Genomic DNA, 21,933 nt, shown 5'->3' with positions numbered 1-21,933 from the left:
CCTGAGGTCAATAAAATGAAATTAACTGCAGAAATTAGCTGTTACCCTTTGCAAGATAACTATCTGGACCCCATCAGGTGGTTTATCGGCCGGGTCGACAGTTACGCAAATATCGAGCGCAAAACCAATGCGATGGCGACACAGGTTTGTGGTGAGTACGGCGATGTGATGTCTATGCTTGCCGTTGAGATGCAAGCGGCCCATGAGAAGTGGGGCAAGGCGGTTTTCGTGTGTAAGTTTATCGGCGGAGAGCTGGATCTCTCTCACAGCGAATAACCGGTATTAGTCCGGCAGGTGGCATCAGGCCCCGACTCTGATGCCACTTAACCTATTGATGTGAGTCTATTGAAACATCAATGTTCAGAATATAGAAAGCGGATAGAGTAATGACAGATTTTTGGGCTGCACTGTTGAATACGGTCAGTGGTGCTTTAGTCGAGGCTAATGCCTTGACGGCGTGGGAGGCCGTTGCCGTTATTCTGGCGGCAGGCTACCTGGTATTGGCGATGAAAGGCAGTATCTGGTGTTGGTTTGCGGCATTTTTCAGTACCGCCATCTATACCGCCCTCTTTTGGAAGGTGTCACTGCTGATGGAGTCGGTGTTGAATGTCTACTACATGGCGATGGCCGTCTATGGCTTTCAGCAGTGGTCCCGGGGAAAACAGGATGAGCATGGCAGTACGGTTATCTCCTGGAGTCTGACCCGCCATACTCAGATCATTGCGGTAACGGCGGCAATCTCGGTCGCGGTAGGCTATTTGATGTCTAACCATACTCAGGCTTCCTATCCTTATCTGGATGCGGCCACGACCTGTTTCGCGGTAATGACGACCTATCTTGTTGCCAAGAAAGTGCTGGAAAACTGGCTGTACTGGGTGGTCATAGATCTTGTCTCTATCTACCTATACTTACAGAAAGGCCTGATGTTGACTTCGCTGCTGTTCATTCTCTATGTCGGCCTGGCAATTGGCGGATATTTTCTATGGCGATCGTCGATGCGTGAGCAGAGTCAGGCTCTCTCTTATTAACACTACCACTATGCTTGGTTGTAAAGAGCTGTAGAGCGTGACAGCCTGAAGCGTGAAAGGTGAGTAAACCATGAACTCAGACAAGCAGCTGTTCGAGCTGCTGCCACAAACGGTCTTCGATGAGATCAAGTCTGCGGGTGTAAATTTTCCCGCAGAGCCCCTTGTGACACCTCTCGCGCATGGCTTGAGTAATCAAAACTTTCTCATTAATGGTGGTGAGCGGGATTGGGTACTGAGGATCAACTCACCGGCGAGCAGTCAGTTATGCGACAGGGATGCGGAGGTTAAAAACTGGAGGCTTGCTGCGGACAGAGGGCTGGCCCCTAAGCTCCATTATGTCAGCCCGGATCGTGTTTACTATCTCAGCGAATACATTAACCAGCCCCCTGAAGCCCAGTGGGGAGATCTGTTAACGGCAAAACCGGCACATCCCCTGCTTGATGAGTCGTCAATATGGCCCGATGCCGAGACGTTGCTGTTACCCTTTTTAAAAAATATTTCCCGCTTAGCCGTGCCCGGAAATATCATAGGCGTGAGTGAGCAGTGGAATATTTACCGGGATAAGCTGGCCTCTCTCGAAGGAAAACTCAGCACGGTTCACAATCTAAGTCTGGTAAAGCAGTGGCAGGCGAGCCATATGCAGCTGTTGGCGTTGCAAAGCGAGATAAGTCTCTGGCTGGAACAGCTTAATGATTGCTGTCTGGCAAACCAATACAGCCACAGAGATCTGAATCCCCATAACCTGCTCTATAAAGAGGGCACCTTGTACTGTATCGACTTTGAGTATGCCTGCAGTTCTCACCCCCTGTTCGATCTCGCCGGGGTCTTGTCTACACATGCACTTTCCACCTCCCAGCGTCACTATCTGATAGAGGGGTACCTGGACGGTCATCCCAAATTAACGGCCGGTGCCATGGCGGCTCTGCCTGCTGCCATCAATATCTATTGGGTCTTTGCCGCCTGCTGGTCTCTGTTGATGGCGGCAGACAAGCGGGAGGGAGACCTGCTCTGCGGCCAAGAGGCCGAGGTCGCGATAAATCCCCATAGCGCGCAGGAGTATCTGGACTGTTTTGATAATTTCTTGGCGCTAATCTGCTAAGTCTGAGCCTGTCCCCCTAATCAAACCCGTCGTAAATTCTGGTTGTTTCTCTAATGCTGTCATAAAGTTAATTTCAGGTGAAAGATATTTGCTTCTGCGATGGTCTATTCTGACAATAGTGACAATAAGGATTAGCTATGCCACTCGTTAAAACATATCAGAAATTTGTAGATCTGCTGCAATATAGTGAAGGTGTGGCTCCTCTGGCCCTCCGACTCTATTTAGCCCCCGTGTTGATGCAGGCAGGTTACAACAAACTGTCACACTTCAGTGACACCGCAGCCTGGTTCGGCAATCCGGAATGGGGGTTAGGCTTGCCGATGCCCGAGGTCATGGTCGCGCTCGCAGCGGGTTCCGAGTTCTTCGGCGGTATCCTTTTGATTTTAGGGCTGGCCACACGTTTTATCTCCATTCCATTGATGGTAACTATGCTAGTCGCCGCCTTTACGGTTCATTGGCAGAATGGCTGGTTGGCGATCGCCGATGTTAACTCCTGGCTCGCCAATGAGCAGGTTCTCGCTGCGGGCGATAAGCTGAGCAAGGCCAGGGAGTTACTGCAGGAAAATGGTAACTACGAGTGGCTGACGAGCTCAGGAAATTTCGTGGTGTTAAACAACGGGATAGAATTTGCGATCACCTATTTCATCATGCTGATGGTACTGCTCTTCATGGGGGGAGGGCGTTATACCAGTCTGGACTACTATATCGCCAGGCATTTCAGCAAGCGTTAATAAGTCTACTCTGTCTCTGTCATCATGACATTTTTGTAAATCCCACCAAATTGGTGGGATTTACGTTTAAAGCTTTGTTATTCTGTATTTAAACAGATAAAAATACCTATCGGTATAAGAGGGATAATACCTTGGACGCCATCGAATTACTGCTTACACGACAGTCATCTCCGCGGCTGGTAGAGCCAGGCCCGGATGAGGCACAACTACAAACCATTTTAGATGCCGGTGTGCGGGTCCCCGATCATGCCGGACTCTCTCCCTGGGAGTTTATCATTGCACAGGGTGAGGGCTTATCCCGCTTAGGGGGCGCCTTTTACAATGCCGTGGTAAAAAAGGGGGGGGATGAAGTGCTGCAACGCAAGGTAAGAGGAATGCCGCTGCGCGCCCCTATGGTGATTGTTGTCGTTGCAAAACCTAAGGTGCACGCTAAGGTGCCAAAGCTCGAGCAACTACTTTCCGCGGGCTGTGCGACGATGGCGATGCAGCAGGCGGCCTTCGCTATGGGGCTTGGCGGCATATGGCGTACGGGGGATATGGCATTCGATGAACATGTGCATCAAGCCCTGGAACTCGGGGGGGATGATCAAATTATCGGTTTCCTCTATCTGGGGACACCGGCGGTAAAGGCTCCCGTTAAGGCGACTAAGTCGGGCGCGGATTTCGTTCGCTACCTCTAACTTATATCACAGTTGAACCAGTCGGTGGTGTATCCCCCATAAAGAAGGCCCGCTGAAGGGCGGGCGTTACTTGCTTATTTTACCGGGATCGATGCTGTCTGAGATTAGGTCACCGCCTTACCCACATCCAACTGCTCGAACCAATCTAAAAATTGTGGGATCTGCTCCCCGGTGAAGATGCGTCCGTGTTGAGGGCACATGAAATCAATGTCCAGCTTTCTGACTCTGTTTATCCAATCATTCTTGGCCCTGTTAGAAGGCATCCAGCGTTGATGGAAGAAGCTCATCTTCTTGGTATGTGCCTGGAAGTCATCGACAAAGATATCGACATCGTGGTCTTCTAATGCTGCACCTACGTCGCCGCACATTAGCACCCTGGCGGCTGGATCATAGACATGCATATTTCCGGAAGCGTGCAGGTAATGGGCGGGAATAAATTGTATTTCAACCTGATCCAGCACTAACCGGCTCCCCTCATCGGGAATTGGCTCATAACTGATATTGCTCATGCCAAAGTGCCTGATAAACCCCTCCCAGAGCCAAGGCGAGTAGAGCTTGGCACCCGGCAGGGTCTGATCCCAAAGACCGAGGGATGAGATGATGTCAGGGTCTTGGTGAGACGCAAAAAGGTGAGTGAGTTGTTCCAGTCCAATATGCTTTACGATATTGGCTAACATGGGGGCAAACAACTCCACTCCGCCGGGGTCCATCAACAGGGCTTTCTTGTCGGTCACAAGCATATATTGGTTAGTGTCGATGATCTTTTCCGGTTTTTCGGGATCCCGGCCAAAATAGATCCATTTATGGGTGGGGGTTTCAACGATAAGTTGACTCTTCATCTGCGGTTTTCCCTGTCAGTGTGACTAAAAAATCAGAGTGCTTACATCAATGTTAAGCGGCTTGCTGTTCGTTTGTTCCATCAAAGAGCGCGATTGCATTATCGACCCTTTGGCGAATGAGGTTAGCGACATTATCGACGCGATTAGCGACATCGTTAAAGGTCGCCTGATTGGCGACATCGACCCGGCATGCCTCAATTCTGCATATGGACGCCAGTATGTTCGCCGTTCTCAGGTTCCGTTTCAGCTCATGGAGTTGAAGCTCCATCTGGTTGATGAGTTGTTGAAATGAGGCTTGCAGTTGCCGGTAGTTGTTGGCGGTTTTCTCTACGGCCGGGGCTATGGTCGATGCATATTTTGCCTCTTGCGCATCTCTCTTGGCTTTTTCAAAGTGTTTTAGCGCTGTAGCGGCTCTGGCGGTCTCTGTAGCCAACTTGCTTGCCTTGTGGGCCAGGTTGTTGATGTCGGTAGCGGCTTTCATTGTGTAACAGGCAAGATCATCGATAAAGCCTGTTAAGGCCTTAAACCCTAAAGCGGCATTACCCACCCGAGACGATGCAGCCTGAGCATTGCTTGCGGTCAGATTGATCTGTTTGCAGTAGGTCAATGTATGGTTAAGTTCTGCAGCGACAACGGCTGCGATAACATAATACTGGCTGACTTGGCTTCGTTTCCTTGACATGGTGTGCTGCTTCCTCTGCTTGACTGAACAAAGTATAGTCTAATTATTTCATGTCACTATCTCGGGCATTCATTTGATTGTATTGGAAACATCCAGATTGATTCTGCGCCATTTAGAGATGGCTCATGCTGATTTTATTTTGAACCTACTCAACACTCCCGGCTTTTTGAAAAATATCGGCGACAGGGGAGTCAGAGATCGGCTGCAAGCGGAAACTTATCTGCTCGATGGCCCCCTGGCCAGTTATCGTCAACATGGCTTTGGTCTCTATCTGGTGGAGCTGAAAGAGACGGGGGAGCCGATAGGTCTGTGTGGTCTGGTGAAAAGGCCTGTGTTCGACAGCCCGGATCTGGGTTATGCACTCTTGCCTGCCTATTGGGGCAGGGGTTACGCCCTTGAGTCTGCTGAGGCCGTACTGCTTCACTGTAAGGTGCTGAAGATCAGGCGGGTACTGGGGATCGTGAGCCCCGGAAACGATAGCTCGATTTCGGTGTTGGAAAAAGTCGGTATGATTTTTAAAGAGAGGGCGCTCTGGGAAGAGGACAATTCACAGGTTCTCATCTATACAAGAGAGATCGACATGTAAACTGTGGTGGGAGAAGGCACAAAAGTGTGTTACTTTTATTGATATAAATCAATGTTGTCGCTTTTTTGAACGGGTTTTTTAGCCTGTGTCGGCGAATCATCTTACCTTTTTATGATAAACATTAACGCCTGCAGGGAGAGTGTTGTGAAAAGTGAAGTTCATTCTGAATGTATGTCCGGCGAACATATCCTACTCGAACCTTTAAGCCTCGAGCATATTGCCGCCCTGTCTTTGGCTGTTTCAGACGGTGAGCTATGGCAGTTATGGTATACCAATGCTCCTCACCCCGACGAGATGAAACAGTATATTGAAACCGCTTTAGCAGCCGAACAGAGAGGTGAGGCACTGGCCTTCGCCGTGAGAGACAGGCTTTCCGGTGAGATTATTGGTTCTACCAGGATCTGTAACTGGGATCAGGCGAACAGGCGTCTGGAGATAGGTTATACCTGGTACGCCAAGCGCGCACAACGAACCGGGGTGAATACAGAGGCCAAACTTCTGCTACTCGAATATGCATTTGAGACGCTGGATGTGATGGCGGTGGAGTTCAGAACCCATTGGCACAATCAAGCCTCACGAGAGGCGATAACCCGCCTCGGCGCGAAACAGGATGGCGTCTTGAGAAACCACAAACTGTTAAAGGATGGCACAGTCAGGGATACCGTGGTGTACTCGATCATAGATTCGGAATGGGCCTCGGTAAAACAGAACCTGAAATTCAGAATGCAGCAATACCGAGACTAGCGTAGAACTGAATAAAAATATAAACAATAAGCGTTTTAATAATTAACCATTGCAGCAAGGACTCACAAATGCAGGCTCCAACCTCTCCCTCGTCGGTGACAAAAAAATACCTATTTAGCGGTCAATCATCTCTTATCGGCCTCTGTCTCATGGTTCAACTCCCGGCCGTCGCGGCGCCTGAAGCTTCGGAGGCTGAAATTGCTTTTAACCGCGAGGTTCTGGAGTGTGCTTCATACTATCAAATCAGTTCCGATGCCATTTCGCAGATGAATGCTCCGCAGATGAAAGCCGTGGGTGAGCGTTTGTTAAAGTCATCGATTGATGCGGTAGCGCTGGCCGAGAAATATCAAAGTAAGCAACAGGTGGCCGATACTCTCGCGAGTGTCAAAGAGCAGCAATTGGCGGCCTTACCCAACAGTAAGAGTCTGGGGGGCCTGATGGGGAAGTATAAGGAGAGGTGTAAAAGCCTGCTGGCAGATCCTCAACGTCGACTGGAGTATTGGACCATGGCGACCATGTAGAATGTGTTACACCTGCCAGAGACGGATATCGCTGCAATTTATTTAGCAGTAGCTAATTTACTCAGGGCTAGAATTTATTTGAAAGATTTAGATCCTCTCTCCTGTCTAATTAGGCAAGGTTAGCCGTTAATGAGTGAAAGAAGGTTAGTTAAACTCCATGAATCTATATTTTATCGCTGCGGCCGGTTTGGGACTTATCACCTGTATCGGTCACTTTACCTATGGCGTGAAGCATTTTTTAACGCCAATGTTAAATGCTCAGTTTGAAGCGGTGCCTAAAGCGGTTCTACACTGTGTGTTTCATTACGTGTCGGTTTTTCTGGTCTTATCAACCTTAGTGTTAGCCTCTTGTGGCTTTGAGCTGGTCTCTAACATGCAAGGTTTCAGTCTGGTACTGTTTGTGGCGCTAAACTTTGGCATCTTTGCTATCTGGCAGATCTATATCGCCTTTGTCAGCGATATAAAAACTCCATTCAGGCATCTCTTTCAGTGGGTACTCTTCCTGGGTATCGCCGTTATGAGCTTGATGGGAGTCTACCTATAACTTGCTACCTTAAGTTCCGGTTTTTTTTACATTGATAACCTTTTATTGTCAATAATTGCAATTAGTTGAGAGCCATTCTTAACTAATTGCAAATTAATTAAATTCGATTGCTATTCCATTCACATATCTGTCAATCTGTAGCTCAACTACTCTGGTTCATATTTCATTTGCCTTGAACTTGGGCGGCTCTCAAATGTCTGAATTCAGACGGATGGCGCCCGTTAACCTGAGGCTTTGCTACTTGAGCCCGAATATTATCAATTTTCCAGATTTTAAGCGTTAATGAGTGTGTCATTTGACAGAGTTAAACGTGTGTCAGTAAGAGATTATTATGATTAAGGTCAGCGGATTAAAAAAAGAATATCGAATGGGAGAAACCTCTGTGTTTGCCCTCAGAGGTGTAGACTTTACCATTAATAACAATGAGTTCGTCGCAATTATGGGGCCGTCAGGCTCTGGTAAATCGACCTTGATGAACATCATCGGCTGTCTTGATAAGCCCAGTGACGGGAGTTACCAGCTCAATCAACAGGAGGTTGCGAGCCTCGATGATGATGCACTATCGGCAGTGCGTAACAGGGAGATTGGTTTTGTTTTTCAAAGTTTTCATCTGCTTCCCCGCATGACGGCGTTGCAGAATGTGTTACTGCCGCTGCGTTTCTCAAATCCCCCCAGTGATGATACCAACTTTGCCCGTGAGTTGTTGACCCGGGTGGGACTCGGCAGCAGACAGGATCACCGTCCGAATCAGTTATCCGGTGGCCAAAGGCAGCGAGTAGCTATCGCCCGCTCTTTGGTTAATCGTCCGGCCATCTTGTTGGCGGACGAACCAACCGGGGCATTAGACAGTAAGACATCGGTGGAGATCATGGCTCTGTTTACCGAACTGCATAGGGCGGGGCAAACCATTATTCTGGTGACCCATGAGGAGGAGGTTGCGGCATATGCACAGCGGGTGATCCGCATGCGTGACGGGCATATTGTGGAGATAGAGGAGCGAGGTGAATATGCCGCTTAGTCGTTCGTTACTGCCGGCCTGGTGTCGCTCACTCTTGCTGACAGCTTCACTGCTGCCCCTTAGCCTTGTGACTGTTGCCGACGGTTTCGCGTCGACGATGAACCCGCCCGGGAAAGAAGCTCTGCTGCTGACAGGAAAGATCTCATCGGTGAAGTCACAGTCGTTTATGGTGCCTAAGGCCGGAGATGCCTGGCGTTATCAGATCCAGTGGATGTTACCCGAAGGCTCGATAGCGACGCCGGGACAGACGGTGATTATTTTCGATAAGAGTCAACTCGCCAATCAGATTGAGCAGCTCGAAGCCAGCCTGCTGAGAGTGACGGCTCAGGAGCAGAGCCAGACTATCGATCTTAACTCCGCCGTGCTTCAGGCAAAATTTGATCTTAAACAGAAGACCTCTGAGCTTGAGAAGAGCGAGCTGGATGCGGCTGTCCCCGCAGATTATATTGCCGCCAAGGATTATGCCGAAAACCAGTTCAAGCTGATGAAAGCACAGAGTGAACTCGCTAAGGCCGAGCAGGCGCTTAAAGAGGCGCTGGACCGACAAACAGCGAGTAAGGCGCAACTTGCCATCGATAAAGCGCGTGCAAACCTGGAGCTGCAACAGGCACTGAGTGGCTTAGAGCAGTTGGCGTTGAAAGCCGAGATAAAAGGGCCCCTGCTCTATAGCAGTGACCCATGGTCGCAAAAAAAGTATGCCGTAGGCGATACAGTGCAGATCGGCAGGCAGATCGCCAGCTTGCCGGCAATGGAGGAGCTTGAGGTGGTGGCCTGGGTGAATGAGGTCGACGTCGATAAAATAGGTGTCGGCAAGCCTGTGACCCTGAGGCTGGATTCGCAATCAGAGATCAGTTTCACCGGTGAGGTAAAGCTGATTGGCCGACAGGCTCAGAAACAGATTGGCTGGGGAAGCAGCAACTGGTTTAAGGTTGAGATCCGATTTGAGCCCGATGACAGGGTAAAAATTACTCCGGGAATGAGTGTCTTAGTCACGGCCAAGGGACAGATATGATGTTAACTGATGTGTGTAAGAAGCGTTACTCCAGGCCGGTGATCCCCGCTGTGTTGATATCCCTGCTCCTGCTGGGTGGTTGTAATGGCGCGGCCGTGACTAAGGTTGAACGCGGCGTGCTTAAACAGAGTATCGATGTCACGGGGGAGCTGGTTTCGGCCGATACTATCTCTATGATGCCTCCGTCGCTGCGCCGGGTTTGGCAATATCAGGTGAAGCAGCTTGCGCCCGAGGGCTCTGAAGTGGAGCTGGGGGATGTCGTTGCCCAATTGGATACCTCGGAGCAGTCTCAACGCCTATCGGTGAAGATGGCGAAGCTGGAGGCGACGACTCAGGATATTGAAACCTCCAAATTGCGCAATGCGAAGCGGCTCGAGGAGTTGCGACTCGAGCTGGCTGAAGCGCAGATGAACTTCGAGAAGGCTCAGAGAAAATTTACCCTCTCAGATGATACGGTTGCTGCAATCGATAAGGTGAAATATGAAAAAGATGCCGTTATCGCCAAGGATCGAGTCATTTTGACCAAGCAGAAGCTGGAGTTGGAGGCACAAAGTGCCAGACAGAGAGAGGCGATGCTGATGGGCGATCAACAGAAGTTTGCCGCCGAGGTCGATGCACTCAAACGTGGCATAGCATCCTTGACTCTTAAGGCTCCAAGGGCCGGAATGGTGGTCTATGGCAACGATTCCCAGGGTAATAAAATCAAGGAGGGGCAATCTGTATTTATGGGAGATACTGTCTTGAGTATTCCCGATTTAAATAACATGCAGGTGAATATGACCATTCCGGAGGTGGAGGCGAGGCGGGTCAAGCTGGGTCAGACACTGAAAATTCGCCTGGATGCCAACCCGGATCGGGTTTTCACCGGCAAGATCACCGAACTCGGCGCCGTATTCCGTAATAAAAATCAGGAGATCCCTCTGGTCATCTTCGATGCCGTAGCCAGTATCGATGAGGTCGATACCGAGCTTATGCGTCCGGGGATGACAGCCAAGATATCTATCGACATCGCCAACGATGAAGAGCAGCTGCTGCTGTCACTCGATGCGGTGCATTATGATGGGGGGGAGGCCTATGTGTTAACGCCGGGGCTGTTTGGAGAGAAAAAACGGATGATCACAGTCGGAAAGATAGGTAAGGAGCTGGTCTCAATCACCTCCGGTCTGGAAGTGGGTCAGGAGGTGCTGTTGCCATGATAGCCGTAAATAAACACAGAGAGGCTGAGCCGGCCGCCACAGGGGCCGTAAAAATCAATTCATTGGCAAAGGCAGTGTCCATTTTCGGGCTATTGTGGCTCACAGCCTGTAGTCAACAAGCCGCCGACGGCGTATTAACCATGGATGTGCAGCGCTCGGACTTCAATGTCGAGATCCCCGCAGTGGGAGAACTCGAGGCCAGTCAGTCGACGGCCGTGACTGTCCCTTCAGGCCTCAGGGGACCACAATCTTTGGCCTGGATCCTGGATAACTTTACCCCGGTTAAGGCGGGAGATGTGGTTGCGCGTATGGATCCAACCCGTGAGAGTTATCGCCTGAAGATGGAGCAGTTTGATTTCGACAGGCTGGATTTCGACAGCCGGATACAGACAGAGAGGGACAGGACCATCAGTCAGACACTCTCGAGCGGAACCGAGGTGACCAGCGAAGAGAAGGCGTTGGCCGAACGTTATTTCAGTGAGGATGAGCGGGTCTACACTAAGATTGAGATCATCGATCAGATGCGCAATCAGGATTACCTGGTCGCCAAGATGCACTATTTCGATTGGGGCCTGGATAAACACGGTTCCCAGGCGCAGGCGGAGCAGGAGCTGATCAAGCTCAAACAGAAGGGGCACGCAGCAAAAATCAACCGGTTTGAGAACAACCTCAACCAGATGGAGATCACCGCTCCCCATGACGGTCTCTTCGTCTACCAGGCGGGGTGGGACGGTGCTTTCCCTGTGGTCGGCGACATGATGTGGTCGGGCTTCCCCATCGGCCTGCTTCCTGATACCTCGGTGATGCAAGCCAAACTTTATGTGCAGGAATCTGAGGCGGCGGGGCTCTCTATCGGGAAAAAAGCGACCGTCTATCTCGATGCCTATCCGGACAGGCCCTTCACCGGCGAGGTGACCCAGCTCGATGCGTTGGCTAAGCCCAAGGAGAAGGACAGTCCGGTCAACTATTTTCAATTTACCATCAGTTTGGACCATACCGCGGCCGATATCATGCAGCCGGGACGCCAGGTTAGGGCGCAGGTACATTCACTCAACCTGAAGGACGTAGTGACGGTCCCTAACCAGGCCCTGTTTCAAAAAGAGGGGTTATATTGGGTCTACCTGAAAACCGCTAAAGGCTTTATCAAGCAGGAGGTCACGCCCGGCAGTCGCAGCCTGAATCGTACCGTCATCACCGATGGGCTGAACCGGGGGGATGTCATTGCCCTGACCACACCACCAAAAAGGAGCCGGGTATGAGCCTTGTGAGTGAGAGTCGAGTCTACATCGAAGGCATCAAGCAGGCGTTCGACGAGATGCGTCATCATAAATTGCGCACCGCATTAACTTTGCTGGGGATGATATTCGGTGTCGGTGCGGTCATTGCCATGCTGAGCGTGGGAGAGGGCGCCGAGCGTGAAGCCTTGAAGATGATCGAGTCTATGGGTGTCAGAAACCTTGTGGTCAATGCCCGCCCGGCCGACGGCGAGGCGCTTAAGTCTATTCGTGAGCACAGTATCGGCCTTAGTATCAGGGATGTAGAAAGCGCTAAAGATACCCTGCCATTTGTCGAGAGTTGGAGCGCCGAGAAGCAGGTAAAGACCTTCAGTCTGTTTAGCCTCGAAGGGCGCAGCGACGCACAAGTAAAAGGGGTGACACCGAGCTACTTTTCACTCAGTGCACTTAAGCTCAGCGCCGGGAGAACTTTCGAAAGTCCGGATGAAAGCCACTATCGCCAGGTTGCGATTCTGGGGCCGGAGGCGGCGAGAAGCCTGTTTCCTCAGGGGCAGGCTATCGGCAGTGTGATCAAGATTAACCACCAGTGGTTTACCGTGGTGGGTGTGCTCAGCGACAGCGACAGCGGCACCTCAAAAATTCAGGGGGTTAAGCTCGGCGGTGAGCGAAATCAGGTCTTTATTCCGCTGACAACGGCGCTGAAGAAGCTGAACTTTAAATCCCTGGAAGATGAACTGGATGCATTTAAGGTCTCCATCTCGGAGGATGTTGAACCTTCACTTGCGGCAAAGAGTCTGCGACACCTGCTTAACCGCCGCCACGGTGGTGAAAAAGATTATGATATCGTGGTGCCTGCCGATCTGCTGGCTCAGCATCAGAAGACTCAGCAGATCTTCAATATTGTCATGGCCTGTGTCGCCGGCATATCCCTGCTTGTGGGGGGGATCGGGATCATGAATATCATGTTAGCCACCATCTTAGAGCGAACCGGGGAGATAGGCCTGCTCAGGGCGCTTGGCGCCAGACGCAAGGATATCGCCCGTCAGTTTCTGATTGAGAGTATCGCCATCTCGGCTACCGGCGGCATCATCGGTATCGGCGTGGGCCTGCTGCTGGCGGTGGTGATATCGGCTGCTGCGGGCTGGCCGGTTGCCTGGTCGCCCTTCGCCATCATACTTTCACTGGGGGTCTGTATGACCATAGGTGTCGGTTTCGGACTCTATCCGGCGAAGAAGGCTGCGAAGTTAGATCCCATAGTGGCGCTGCAACGGGACTAATGCGTTACCTAAGCCGGCCGCCTGATACCTATGGCTGGCTTCACTTCAAATCGGGCCGCAACAGCGGCCCTCTTCATCTTACTCTTTCCGCGCGTTACCGGCTCTCATCGGGCAAGCTGGCCTGGCCCTGTAGGTAAGCGGCTGTAAATTCGACAGCGACCGGGCAGCTTTTAAACAGTTAAAAAAATCACGTTTGAAATAGCAGCAAAAGCACGCCGATGGCCATGATTTATAAGGGCATCAGGGACTTTATGATATATCCTTACGCACCATTTTTTCCTGGCCAGCCGATCGACAGGTTATAAGCCAGTCGCTCACCGATAAAGAAGTCTGTTATGTTTTACACCGAAAATTCAGCCGTTAGATACCCGAAAGGGAATTTTGCCATGTGGAGCGTCTATAGTTTCACCGGAGCATCGATTCTCGCCTCCATCGTATTCTCCATGTTGTTGTTTCTCTCCATCGATGATGATCCATTTATGCAGGTGATGTTCGGCTCCCTTGCGGTGATTTTTGAGCTGGGTAAGTTCTTCGCCTGGTATGAGGTCGGCGAGCGTCAGGCGCGGCGCAACTATAGCGGGATGCTATTTGCCTTAGCCTTCTATGCCGTACTGGCAGCCATCTCCATAGGCGGCTCTGTTGGGGGCATAAATAGCGCCACCAATAAGGCTCAGGAGCATGCGAACGTCCATCAGAGTAAAGTGAACGCTTACAACATGCAGATCGAATCGATCGAGAAGCAGATCGAGCTGAATAATGTTGCCGCGCAGAAGTATATCCAGATGGAGCGCATCGCTACCGGCGTTAAGCGTATTCAAAAAGAGAACGATAAGCTCAGGAGCGAGCAGCAGCGCCTCGCGATGGAGCGGGACAGCTTGCCGCTTATCAATCAGGGATCGGTGATCGGCTTGATAGAAGGCCTGGCTAATTCGCTGAGTGTCCCGACTCAAACGGCTCAATTGGGGCTGGTGGTGTTTCTCTCTGTGTTGCTGGATTTTTTTGCCGCCTTCTTCGTAGGACTGATCGGTGAGGAGAACCGTTTCAGACATCAATTCCGTCACACTAATCCGGTCACCATTGATGGCTTCTCCATGACGCAGATGAAGGCGCCGGATCTGCTCAGTCACTTCAAGCCCCATGAAGCCAACTCGATGCAATATGCCGGCGAAGTTGAAGATGTGACTGCCGCGCCTGTGATTCCAAAGAGTAGCTATGAACAAGCTATCGAAGCATTAAGCGCAAATCAGGTTAACTGCAGTAAGCGGGCGGTGAGTAAATATCTCAACCTCTCCGGCGATGAGGTGGATGAGATATTTGGCCGCTTATTTGAAGAGGGCATTGTCAGTAAGAAACCCAATAACCATTTTCAGTGGCACGGGGTGCAGCAGGTCAATATATAATAGCGGGCGAAATACCTCCTGACGGATATCGGCACTTCATCAGATGTGGTGAGTTACCATTAATCTGGTGAAGTGTATCTCTTTTACTCGTTAGGATTGTGTAACTTGCCTGTCAGGCAGGATTGCAAATACCGCCTTCAGACAGGTGCTTGCGGGACAGCTCTTCAAGGTCCTTTCCCTTCTCTTCCCACCCGTGAAAAAAATCGTTGGCGAAAAATGAATTATCCCATTCAGCTTTCTGTTCGATCGCTATGGGAAGAACCAGGCAAGCCCTGTTTTTTATAGACTCTATATCATTTGACTCAATCATTTTAAGCGTATGGGAATAGATCTGAATCTCGGCAGTCGAAACACTTTGGCCTCCATAAACGAAAAACTTTAAGCCTATATATCCCGCGAGGGCTAAACCGGCAATAAAACAAATTATGGATATCGCGATGGTTTTCATATGCACTCCCTGTGCTCAACCTGTTGTTGCTATCAACTCTGGTTCTGTTTGAAATATAAACAGAATAGCAATCGTTTGCTGTCAGCTAAAGCCCTATTTTTTAGCAAGTTGTTACTCTTATTCAAGTTAATCAAGGTTTGTATATCTCGGGAATCATCCTAAGTCCACTCGCATGTGCCTATTCAGATTTTATTAAACGCTAATTTAGCCATTCTCGCTTTACAAAGCTCAGATGATCTGTATATTGAATATTGGATATTTTATCTGGTTTGGTCGCAGAACAGATAATGCTGTCATTCAATACTGCTGCAAAGAGTCACAACTTAATTGCAGCGCTCACCTATACCTCCTTGCTTTAATTGATGTTATTTACGGTTTAACAAGGCAGGATTAAAACAATAAGAGAAACTATTGATATGATAAATAAACTGACACTTTCGATCTGTGCCTTGGTTATCGGCACATCCTCATACGCTCAGGCTAAACAGCCTGAGTTCGCCGCTCATCACTGTAAGGCCGGTGAAATCAATGCTCAGCACTACAGAAACTTCCCCGCCGCCCTCGAGGAGGCCGAGCAGAGACTGCAGGGCTTAGCTGCGGTTAAACAAGCCAGGGAGAATAGCGCGGCAGAGGTCTCGGTTATGGGGATATCAGCAAGCCCTAAATACATCATCCCGGTCGTGTTCCATGTCTATGGCACGGTTCACAATGGCGACACGGTTAACGATGCAGTTATCATAGACGCCCTGTATAAAACCAATGAAGACTTTCAGGGACAGACGGCAGATTTTGCCGATATCGACCCTGAGTTTGCAGCTGTAAAAGACAGCTTAAACATCGAGTTCCGCCTAGCCAGGCTGGATCCTGAGGGGAATCCGACCTCGGGGATCATCTACTATCCGGAATCTTCCGGTGCCGGTAACTACTCCAGCAGCGATGTGAAAAATGATCATTGGGATAACTATAAGTACATGAATGTGTACATTCAAAACGATCTCTACGCCGATGGCGTGACCAACAACTCGGGTGTCGCCTGGTACCCGGACTCCGGCATGTCAGATGACGGCCTGGCCCGCGTTACTTACAACGGCGCCTATCTGGGCACCAACACAGATGAGAACTTTCGCTCTGTGTTAACCCATGAGTTTGGTCACTTCCTCGACCTTATCCATACCTTCGAAGGCGGATGTAAGCGGGGCGCGGTCAAGCGTTGTGCCAGCACAGGGGATAAGAGCTGTGACACCCCGCAGCAAAACAGCTGGCAGATGAACCCGGGAGACGGCGGAATATTAAACTGCCTGGGCGAGACGATTAACTGGCAGAACTTCATGGCCTATTCGGATCAATATGCCAACTACACTCAGGATCAGGTCGATCGCATGGTTAACGGCTTAGGCAGCCCGGCGCGTCAAACACTCTGGTCTGCGTCTAATTTGGTGGCGACGGGCACCGATTATTAATCGGCGTCAGGTAAAACCTTAACCGCAAGGACGCGGTTTTTATCCCGGCACTGCCTGCTTAAGTGTTAACCGGCAGGCAGCTGTTGTCTTTTCGTTAAGCTAATGGCGCTTAGGCTGTCGCTGCCCTTCAATTTCACTTCTCAATTTTCGCCGAGGTGTTAGAGTAGTTATTCGACAATTGCATGAATATCTTTCGAATTTCATTGAAGTGAATCGGCTTTTTGCTGCTCCTTCTATACCAAAAAGACGCAACGGACTATCGCCAGGGACATATAATAAGGGACATTCGCCATGGAACAACAGAGTAAGAGTATGGTTTTTCGCCTTCAGGTTGCCGGATATAAGAGGTATATGAAGCTGCTGAAACTGGCAGCCAGGGTCATCCCCATGCCTAAGCCGACCCTGTTTACAGGCTCAGGCTCATCACTTGAGTTGTGTGAAGCCATGGCTCTGATGGGCACCCAAAGGGTACTGATTGTCACCGACAGCGTCTTGATTAAGTTGGGTTTGTTAGAGGCGATACAGGCAAGGCTGACGGATAATCATGTGGAATATGTTATCTATGATGGTGTGCTGCCGGACCCGAGCTATACCCAGGTTGAGTCCGGTTTAGCCCTCTATCGGAGTCATGACTGTGACGCCATTCTTGCAGTCGGCGGCGGCTCGCCGATAGATGCGGCCAAGGTGATCGCGGCCAGAGTCACTAATCACCGCAAAATCAAAAAGCTCACCGGGCTGTTCAGAGTCTGGAAGGCGCCAGCGCCGCTGTTTGCCATACCTACAACGGCCGGTACGGGCTCGGAGGTGACCATCGCCGCGGTGGTTTCCGATCCTGTCACCCATAAAAAGACACCACTTATCGATCCTAAACTTGTACCCATGATGGCATCATTAGATGCCTCGTTAATGACAGGCCTGCCTCCCCATGTCACGAGCGCGACGGGAATGGATGCGCTGACCCATGCAGTAGAGGCGTATATCTCGATGAATGCTTCGGCCGATACCGATGCCTATGCCATCGCGGCGACGCGTCTGATCATGCAGAATCTATCTAAGGTGGTCAGTGACGGCACAGATATCGAGGCGCGGCACAACATGGCGATGGCCTCTTACTATGCGGGTCTGGCGTTTACCAAGGCCAGTTTAGGCTATGTGCATGCCATCTCCCACAACCTGGGGGCAAAATATGGCATTCCCCATGGGCTGGCCAATGCTATCGTGTTGCCCTATGTTCTCGACTACTCAAAGGCCGAAATCGTGCCACGTCTGGCCGAGCTGTCACGAGCCTGCGGTTTTGGCGCAGATGGAGACACAGAGGAGGCCTTGGCGCAGTGTTTTATCGAGCATATTCAGGGGATGTTGAAAGAGTATGGTATCGCTTCACAGCTGGATCAGCTTAAGCTTGAAGATGTCCCCGAGTTGGCCGGGGCGGCGTTAAAGGAGGCGCATTTTAACTATCCTGTGCCGAAATATATGGACCAGGACCAGTGTGAAACGCTTATCAGGCAGATGCTGGTGGCGTAACCGGAATTGCTCGGCTATCAGGGGCCAGCGGATAGCTGAGCTTACTCCTTGTTAACGGTGAGCTTGCTCATAGAAGAGGGTGGCTTACCCATAAAAGAGGTGAGTTCACTCATAGAAAAAGATGATGATTAGGCGTAATATGCCGTTCCTGTTTTTTATGGTGCACCTCTTATGAAACTTTTTTTTGCCTCCGATCTCCATGGCTGCTTCGACAGCACTGCTAAAATGATTGCCGCCTTCGAGCGAAGCGGCGCCGAGCATCTGATCTTATTAGGGGACATACTCAATCATGGTCCCAGAAATGCGCTGCCATCAGGCTACGCCCCACTCAAGGTGGCCGAGCTGCTTAACCGCTATGGTGATAAGATCATCGCCGTAAGAGGAAACTGCGACAGCGAGGTCGATCAGGCGCTGCTCGATTTTCCCATCATGTCTGACTATAACCTGGTGCTGCTGCCAAACGGCAGACGCCTGTTTTTGACCCACGGTCATCTATTTAACATCGATAGCTGTAGCAGTAACAGCCATCCGCGTCTGTGCCTGGGCGACATCATCGCCTCCGGTCATACCCATTTTCCCGTCGCCGCGCCAAAGGGTGATTATATCGAATTTAATCCGGGATCAGTGGCTATTCCCCGCGGCGGAAACACGGCAAGTTATGGCCTACTGGATGACAACACCCTCAGTGTGATGAGTTTCGATGGGGAAGAACTCTGCTCCGTGTCACTCGATTAATAAATAGTTGTCACGCCATCGATTAACTCATTGACCTGATTGTTTTTTCTGTGTTACTTGTTAATTCATATTCGTGATGAGGTTCGCGATTAGGTTCAGTTTAGAAAGAGGGGGATAACAGTGAAAACAATCGGCATGATAGGCGGAATGAGTTGGGAGTCGACGTTAAGTTACTATAAGGCTGTCAACGAGGGGGTAAAGTGCCGACTCGGCGGCCTGCATAGTGCCAAGGTTGTGCTGAACAGCGTCGACTTTGCCGAAATCGAGCGGCTGCAACATCTGGGTGAGTGGGGCAAGACGGCGGATATTCTTAGCGATGCCGCCGTTTCGGTCGAAGCCGCCGGTGCCGATTTCTTCATGATCTGCACCAACACCATGCATAAGGTCGCCGATGAGATCACGGCTCGGGTGTCTATCCCACTGCTGCATATTGCCGATGCCACGGCAGAGCAGTTAGTCAGTGATGGTGTTAAGAAGGTGGGTCTGCTGGGCACTCAATTTACCATGGAGCAGGAGTTCTATCGTGGGCGCCTGACCGATAAGTTCGGTATCGAAGTGGTGATACCTGACAGCGAGCAGCGAGCTTGCGTGCATCAGATCATCTATGAAGAGCTTTGTCAGGGCCAAGTGAATACCACATCCCGTGAAGCCTACCTCGCGATCATTCACGACCTGCAGGCCCAGGGAGCCGAAGCGGTCATTCTCGGCTGCACCGAGATTGCTCTGTTGGTGTCTCAGCAAGACACCAAGGTGCCTCTGTATGACACCACAGAGATCCACGCTAAAGCCGCAGTTCAACTGGCCCTCTCATAGCCGTAGCCGAAGCCTTCGAATGAAGGCTGATTACATTTTGTCTTTGGTTTAGCTGGTATTTGAGTGTGTGTTTGAAGGTCGTGCCTTCATTGTTATCTATCGCCTCCGGCGAGGGTGCCGTGCATGGAAGCACAAATGTCGTGATCACAAGGATGTGAATGAGCGACGTAAGTGCAGATACTTCTTCGGACCGCTGTGAATATATCTGACCGCCAAGGATGGAGGGAATGCCTAATTTTGTATGGAACAAAATGGGCCCTGTGGGCTCTGCGGTTTCATCCCTGAAACCGAAGCTCACAGCCGTATCTGCACTGGGTTATTCACAAGAAGGTTTTCCCTCCGATAGAGCTGTGATTTTGTACAGTTATAACCAAATCAGAAGATTATCGTGCAATAAAGATGCATTGGACGCATCTTTAACGCAGTGGTGTTTTGTTTTGTATCGCAATATCAGTGAGTTAAAGTTTATTGGGGAGTGTTATGTAGACCTCATAAACATCCATGCATCTTTTTATCAGAACAGCTCTGATGTTTTTGTTCACGAAACAAAAAATAATCCTTTTGCAGCAATAGGTTGTAGATGATAGCTTTACCTAACTGAGAAAGCAGCGAAGAGGGTTATCGTGCTGCTATTGAATAAGCTGTTAACCCAATAAGGATAAAAATTGGCTCTTATAGCAGGAATGGAATTTCGTTTTGATCTGGACTTCAATGAGCTAGATCTAAATGAGACAGAAGCTTACTTAAAAAATGTTGTCTCTCAATACTCCGATTTAATATATGGACAAAATACAGAAGTCCATGTCCAACTATGGGAAGGTAGTTTAAGAGTTAGGTTGGCAATTGTTGGAGCCATATATATTGGGATTGGTCAATACGGCTCATTTCGATCTGGTATTGATCATTTGATTCAAGATGCAAAATCACTTAAAGAACTTGTTTCAAGTCAGGTTGTTAAAAATGGATTAAATGAATCTGACATTATCGATAGTAAGCGAATGCATTGTGATCCTGACCGAATTCGCAGGGTTTTACTTGCTGTTGATCGATTAGAATCAAACAAGAGTTTATCTAAAGATGAACTTGTGAAAGAAATATCTAAAATTAGAACCTCAGTTCGAAAAATATGCTGGTCGATTGGAGAAAAAGATATCGGACTCTTTGCTTCATCCATTTCAGAAAAATACTGGCCTGAAGATAGAGATATTCCGTATTTTGTTGAGAAATACAGGATTGCCGCTAGAGAAGAGGATATTGTTCACTATCCTGTAGAAAGCTTGACGTCAAAAAGGGTTAACAAGGCATTGCAGCGGACAAGCCACTGAATGCGGCGTTAGCTCAACGGAGTTTATAGATGAAACTTGAAGATATATGGTCTTCATATCGAAGTAGCTTAAAAGCGTTTTTGCATTCAAAAATTTCTAATCCATCTGATGTCGACGACTTGCTCCAAGAGATATTAATAAAGACACATAACAGCATGGATGATCTTAAAAAAGGAGAGAGTATTAAGTCTTGGCTATTTCAAATCGCGAATCGGACAACGATTGATTTTTATAGAAAGAATGGTCGTCTCAACGAGATAGACTCTGAAGATCTGTGGTATGGCGAAAGTGAGTATGACGTTAAGACAGATCTTTCACATTGTATTGAGCCTTTTCTCAAGGCATTACCTGAAGAAGTGGCTGAATTATTGCGGTCAGTAGATCTGGGAGAAAGGTCTCAAAAAGCCTATGCTCAGGAATTGGGGATTAGTTATTCCACGTTAAAATCTCGGGTACAAAAAGGGCGATCAGAATTACAGGCTTTGTTTGAAGACTGCTGTCACTATAGTTTGGATAAGCAAGGTAATCTTATCGATTTTGAGCAAAAATCGGACAGCTGTAAAAAATGCTAAATAATTTAGAACTAATAGGCCACCCACGTTAGTTGGCAAGCATTTGGATTGACATCTACACTTGATAGATTCGATTTTGGATGTTTCAGGAGGCAAGGATGCCTAGACCACGTTGTACACAAGTAAGTTTGGAAGATACGCCCTTTTATCACTGCGTGAGCCGCACGGTGAGGAGGGCGTTTTTATGTGGAATTGATAATTACTCTGGCCAATCTTTCGAGCACCGAAGAGAATGGGTTGAAGATAGGCTTTTACTGCTGACGTCTATCTTTGCCATCGACATTGCAGCCTATGCGGTAATGTCGAATCATTTGCATGTCGTGTTGAGAATCGATTCAGAATCGGCACAAGCCTGGACAAGTATCGATGTGGTAAATCAATGGCATAAATTGTTCAAATAGGAACTAATAGGCCACCCACGTTAGTTGGCAAGCATTTGGATTGACATCTACACTTGATAGATT

Annotated in this window: 25 protein-coding genes and 1 pseudogene; 23 read left to right on the top strand and 3 right to left on the bottom strand. The window is 49.5% G+C overall.

Features of this window, described 5'->3' with window-relative positions; translation table 11 throughout:
* Nucleotides 1-15 precede the first annotated feature (15 nt).
* The 5 genes from Q1B47_RS04875 to Q1B47_RS04855 all read left to right on the top strand — a co-directional run bounded on the left by Q1B47_RS04875 (nucleotide 16) and on the right by Q1B47_RS04855 (nucleotide 3,538).
* Nucleotides 16-276 carry a hypothetical protein gene (locus Q1B47_RS04875; RefSeq protein ID WP_299789477.1) on the top strand — a complete coding sequence of 87 codons (261 nt, stop codon included), beginning with the start codon at nucleotides 16-18 and terminating at the stop codon, nucleotides 274-276.
* A 110-nt stretch (nucleotides 277-386) separates the two neighbouring features.
* The gene (pnuC, locus tag Q1B47_RS04870) at nucleotides 387-1,028 is read left to right on the top strand and encodes a nicotinamide riboside transporter PnuC (RefSeq protein WP_299789474.1); all 642 of its coding nucleotides are present in this window, start codon (nucleotides 387-389) and stop codon (nucleotides 1,026-1,028) included.
* Between the two features lie 70 nt (nucleotides 1,029-1,098).
* The gene (locus Q1B47_RS04865) at nucleotides 1,099-2,127 is read left to right on the top strand and encodes a phosphotransferase (protein ID WP_299789471.1); all 1,029 of its coding nucleotides are present in this window, start codon (nucleotides 1,099-1,101) and stop codon (nucleotides 2,125-2,127) included.
* Nucleotides 2,128-2,264: 137 nt separating this feature from the next.
* A complete protein-coding gene (locus Q1B47_RS04860; protein ID WP_299789468.1) occupies nucleotides 2,265-2,858 on the top strand; it encodes a DoxX family protein in 594 nt (197 codons plus the stop codon).
* A gap of 131 nt (nucleotides 2,859-2,989) precedes the next feature.
* The gene (locus Q1B47_RS04855; RefSeq protein WP_299789465.1) at nucleotides 2,990-3,538 is read left to right on the top strand and encodes an NAD(P)H nitroreductase; all 549 of its coding nucleotides are present in this window, start codon (nucleotides 2,990-2,992) and stop codon (nucleotides 3,536-3,538) included.
* Nucleotides 3,539-3,642: 104 nt separating this feature from the next.
* Here Q1B47_RS04855 and Q1B47_RS04850 read toward each other — a convergent pair whose 3' ends face one another.
* Complete coding sequence (locus tag Q1B47_RS04850) at nucleotides 3,643-4,377, bottom strand: MBL fold metallo-hydrolase (RefSeq protein WP_299789462.1); 735 nt, start codon at nucleotides 4,375-4,377, stop codon at nucleotides 3,643-3,645.
* 52 nt (nucleotides 4,378-4,429) lie between these two features.
* Nucleotides 4,430-5,059, bottom strand: a complete 630-nt coding sequence (locus Q1B47_RS04845; RefSeq protein ID WP_299789459.1) for a chemotaxis protein — start codon at nucleotides 5,057-5,059, stop codon at nucleotides 4,430-4,432.
* Between the two features lie 73 nt (nucleotides 5,060-5,132).
* Here Q1B47_RS04845 and Q1B47_RS04840 point away from each other — a divergent pair, with 73 nt between their 5' ends.
* From Q1B47_RS04840 to Q1B47_RS04795, 10 genes are all read left to right on the top strand, one after another.
* Nucleotides 5,133-5,645, top strand: a complete 513-nt coding sequence (locus Q1B47_RS04840; protein WP_299789456.1) for a GNAT family N-acetyltransferase — start codon at nucleotides 5,133-5,135, stop codon at nucleotides 5,643-5,645.
* A gap of 171 nt (nucleotides 5,646-5,816) precedes the next feature.
* The gene (locus Q1B47_RS04835) at nucleotides 5,817-6,389 is read left to right on the top strand and encodes a GNAT family protein (protein ID WP_299789881.1); all 573 of its coding nucleotides are present in this window, start codon (nucleotides 5,817-5,819) and stop codon (nucleotides 6,387-6,389) included.
* Nucleotides 6,390-6,538: 149 nt separating this feature from the next.
* Nucleotides 6,539-6,910, top strand: coding sequence for a hypothetical protein (locus Q1B47_RS04830; protein ID WP_299789878.1), 372 nt, complete (start codon nucleotides 6,539-6,541; stop codon nucleotides 6,908-6,910).
* Nucleotides 6,911-7,067: 157 nt separating this feature from the next.
* Nucleotides 7,068-7,454, top strand: coding sequence for a hypothetical protein (locus tag Q1B47_RS04825; protein WP_299789453.1), 387 nt, complete (start codon nucleotides 7,068-7,070; stop codon nucleotides 7,452-7,454).
* A 331-nt stretch (nucleotides 7,455-7,785) separates the two neighbouring features.
* On the top strand, nucleotides 7,786-8,472 hold the full coding sequence (locus tag Q1B47_RS04820; RefSeq protein WP_299789450.1) for an ABC transporter ATP-binding protein: 687 nt from the start codon (nucleotides 7,786-7,788) through the stop codon (nucleotides 8,470-8,472).
* On the top strand, nucleotides 8,462-9,484 hold the full coding sequence (locus tag Q1B47_RS04815) for an HlyD family efflux transporter periplasmic adaptor subunit (protein ID WP_299789447.1): 1,023 nt from the start codon (nucleotides 8,462-8,464) through the stop codon (nucleotides 9,482-9,484). The genes Q1B47_RS04820 and Q1B47_RS04815 overlap by 11 nt, the downstream gene beginning before the upstream one ends.
* Nucleotides 9,481-10,680: an efflux RND transporter periplasmic adaptor subunit gene (locus Q1B47_RS04810; protein ID WP_299789444.1), complete on the top strand. Its 1,200-nt coding sequence runs from the start codon at nucleotides 9,481-9,483 to the stop codon at nucleotides 10,678-10,680. Before Q1B47_RS04815 ends, Q1B47_RS04810 begins: the two co-directional genes overlap by 4 nt.
* Nucleotides 10,677-11,939 carry an HlyD family efflux transporter periplasmic adaptor subunit gene (locus Q1B47_RS04805; RefSeq protein WP_299789441.1) on the top strand — a complete coding sequence of 421 codons (1,263 nt, stop codon included), beginning with the start codon at nucleotides 10,677-10,679 and terminating at the stop codon, nucleotides 11,937-11,939. Before Q1B47_RS04810 ends, Q1B47_RS04805 begins: the two co-directional genes overlap by 4 nt.
* The gene (locus tag Q1B47_RS04800) at nucleotides 11,936-13,192 is read left to right on the top strand and encodes an ABC transporter permease (RefSeq protein WP_299789438.1); all 1,257 of its coding nucleotides are present in this window, start codon (nucleotides 11,936-11,938) and stop codon (nucleotides 13,190-13,192) included. Before Q1B47_RS04805 ends, Q1B47_RS04800 begins: the two co-directional genes overlap by 4 nt.
* A 335-nt stretch (nucleotides 13,193-13,527) precedes the next feature.
* On the top strand, nucleotides 13,528-14,592 hold the full coding sequence (locus Q1B47_RS04795; protein WP_299789435.1) for a bZIP transcription factor: 1,065 nt from the start codon (nucleotides 13,528-13,530) through the stop codon (nucleotides 14,590-14,592).
* 112 nt (nucleotides 14,593-14,704) lie between these two features.
* Here the strand turns inward: Q1B47_RS04795 and Q1B47_RS04790 are convergent, their stop codons facing one another.
* On the bottom strand, nucleotides 14,705-15,040 hold the full coding sequence (locus tag Q1B47_RS04790) for a hypothetical protein (RefSeq protein WP_299789432.1): 336 nt from the start codon (nucleotides 15,038-15,040) through the stop codon (nucleotides 14,705-14,707).
* Between the two features lie 416 nt (nucleotides 15,041-15,456).
* On the opposite strand from Q1B47_RS04790, the gene Q1B47_RS04785 reads away from it, so the two are divergent.
* The 8 genes and pseudogenes from Q1B47_RS04785 to Q1B47_RS04750 all read left to right on the top strand — a co-directional run.
* Nucleotides 15,457-16,500 (top strand): M43 family zinc metalloprotease, encoded by a 1,044-nt coding sequence (locus Q1B47_RS04785; RefSeq protein WP_299789429.1) that lies wholly within the window; start codon nucleotides 15,457-15,459, stop codon nucleotides 16,498-16,500.
* A 291-nt stretch (nucleotides 16,501-16,791) separates the two neighbouring features.
* Nucleotides 16,792-18,024, top strand: coding sequence for an iron-containing alcohol dehydrogenase (locus Q1B47_RS04780; protein WP_299789426.1), 1,233 nt, complete (start codon nucleotides 16,792-16,794; stop codon nucleotides 18,022-18,024).
* Between the two features lie 171 nt (nucleotides 18,025-18,195).
* On the top strand, nucleotides 18,196-18,759 hold the full coding sequence (yfcE, locus tag Q1B47_RS04775; RefSeq protein WP_299789423.1) for a phosphodiesterase: 564 nt from the start codon (nucleotides 18,196-18,198) through the stop codon (nucleotides 18,757-18,759).
* A 120-nt stretch (nucleotides 18,760-18,879) separates the two neighbouring features.
* On the top strand, nucleotides 18,880-19,572 hold the full coding sequence (locus tag Q1B47_RS04770) for an aspartate/glutamate racemase family protein (RefSeq protein WP_299789420.1): 693 nt from the start codon (nucleotides 18,880-18,882) through the stop codon (nucleotides 19,570-19,572).
* Nucleotides 19,573-19,799: 227 nt separating this feature from the next.
* A complete protein-coding gene (locus tag Q1B47_RS04765; protein ID WP_299789417.1) occupies nucleotides 19,800-20,156 on the top strand; it encodes a hypothetical protein in 357 nt (118 codons plus the stop codon).
* An 81-nt stretch (nucleotides 20,157-20,237) separates the two neighbouring features.
* Nucleotides 20,238-20,897, top strand: coding sequence for a hypothetical protein (locus tag Q1B47_RS04760; protein ID WP_299789414.1), 660 nt, complete (start codon nucleotides 20,238-20,240; stop codon nucleotides 20,895-20,897).
* Between the two features lie 29 nt (nucleotides 20,898-20,926).
* Nucleotides 20,927-21,469, top strand: a complete 543-nt coding sequence (gene sigZ / locus Q1B47_RS04755) for an RNA polymerase sigma factor SigZ (RefSeq protein ID WP_299789411.1) — start codon at nucleotides 20,927-20,929, stop codon at nucleotides 21,467-21,469.
* 98 nt (nucleotides 21,470-21,567) lie between these two features.
* Nucleotides 21,568-21,867 (top strand): annotated as a pseudogene (locus tag Q1B47_RS04750) (transposase); the annotation flags it as partial.
* Nucleotides 21,868-21,933 lie beyond the last annotated feature (66 nt).

Origin of the sequence: uncultured Shewanella sp. (genome assembly GCF_947501225.1) — a bacterium.
Classification (GTDB): Bacteria; Pseudomonadota; Gammaproteobacteria; order Enterobacterales; family Shewanellaceae; genus Shewanella.
Note: the sequence above shows the minus strand (reverse complement) of the source record. Positions and strands in the feature narration are given on the sequence as shown.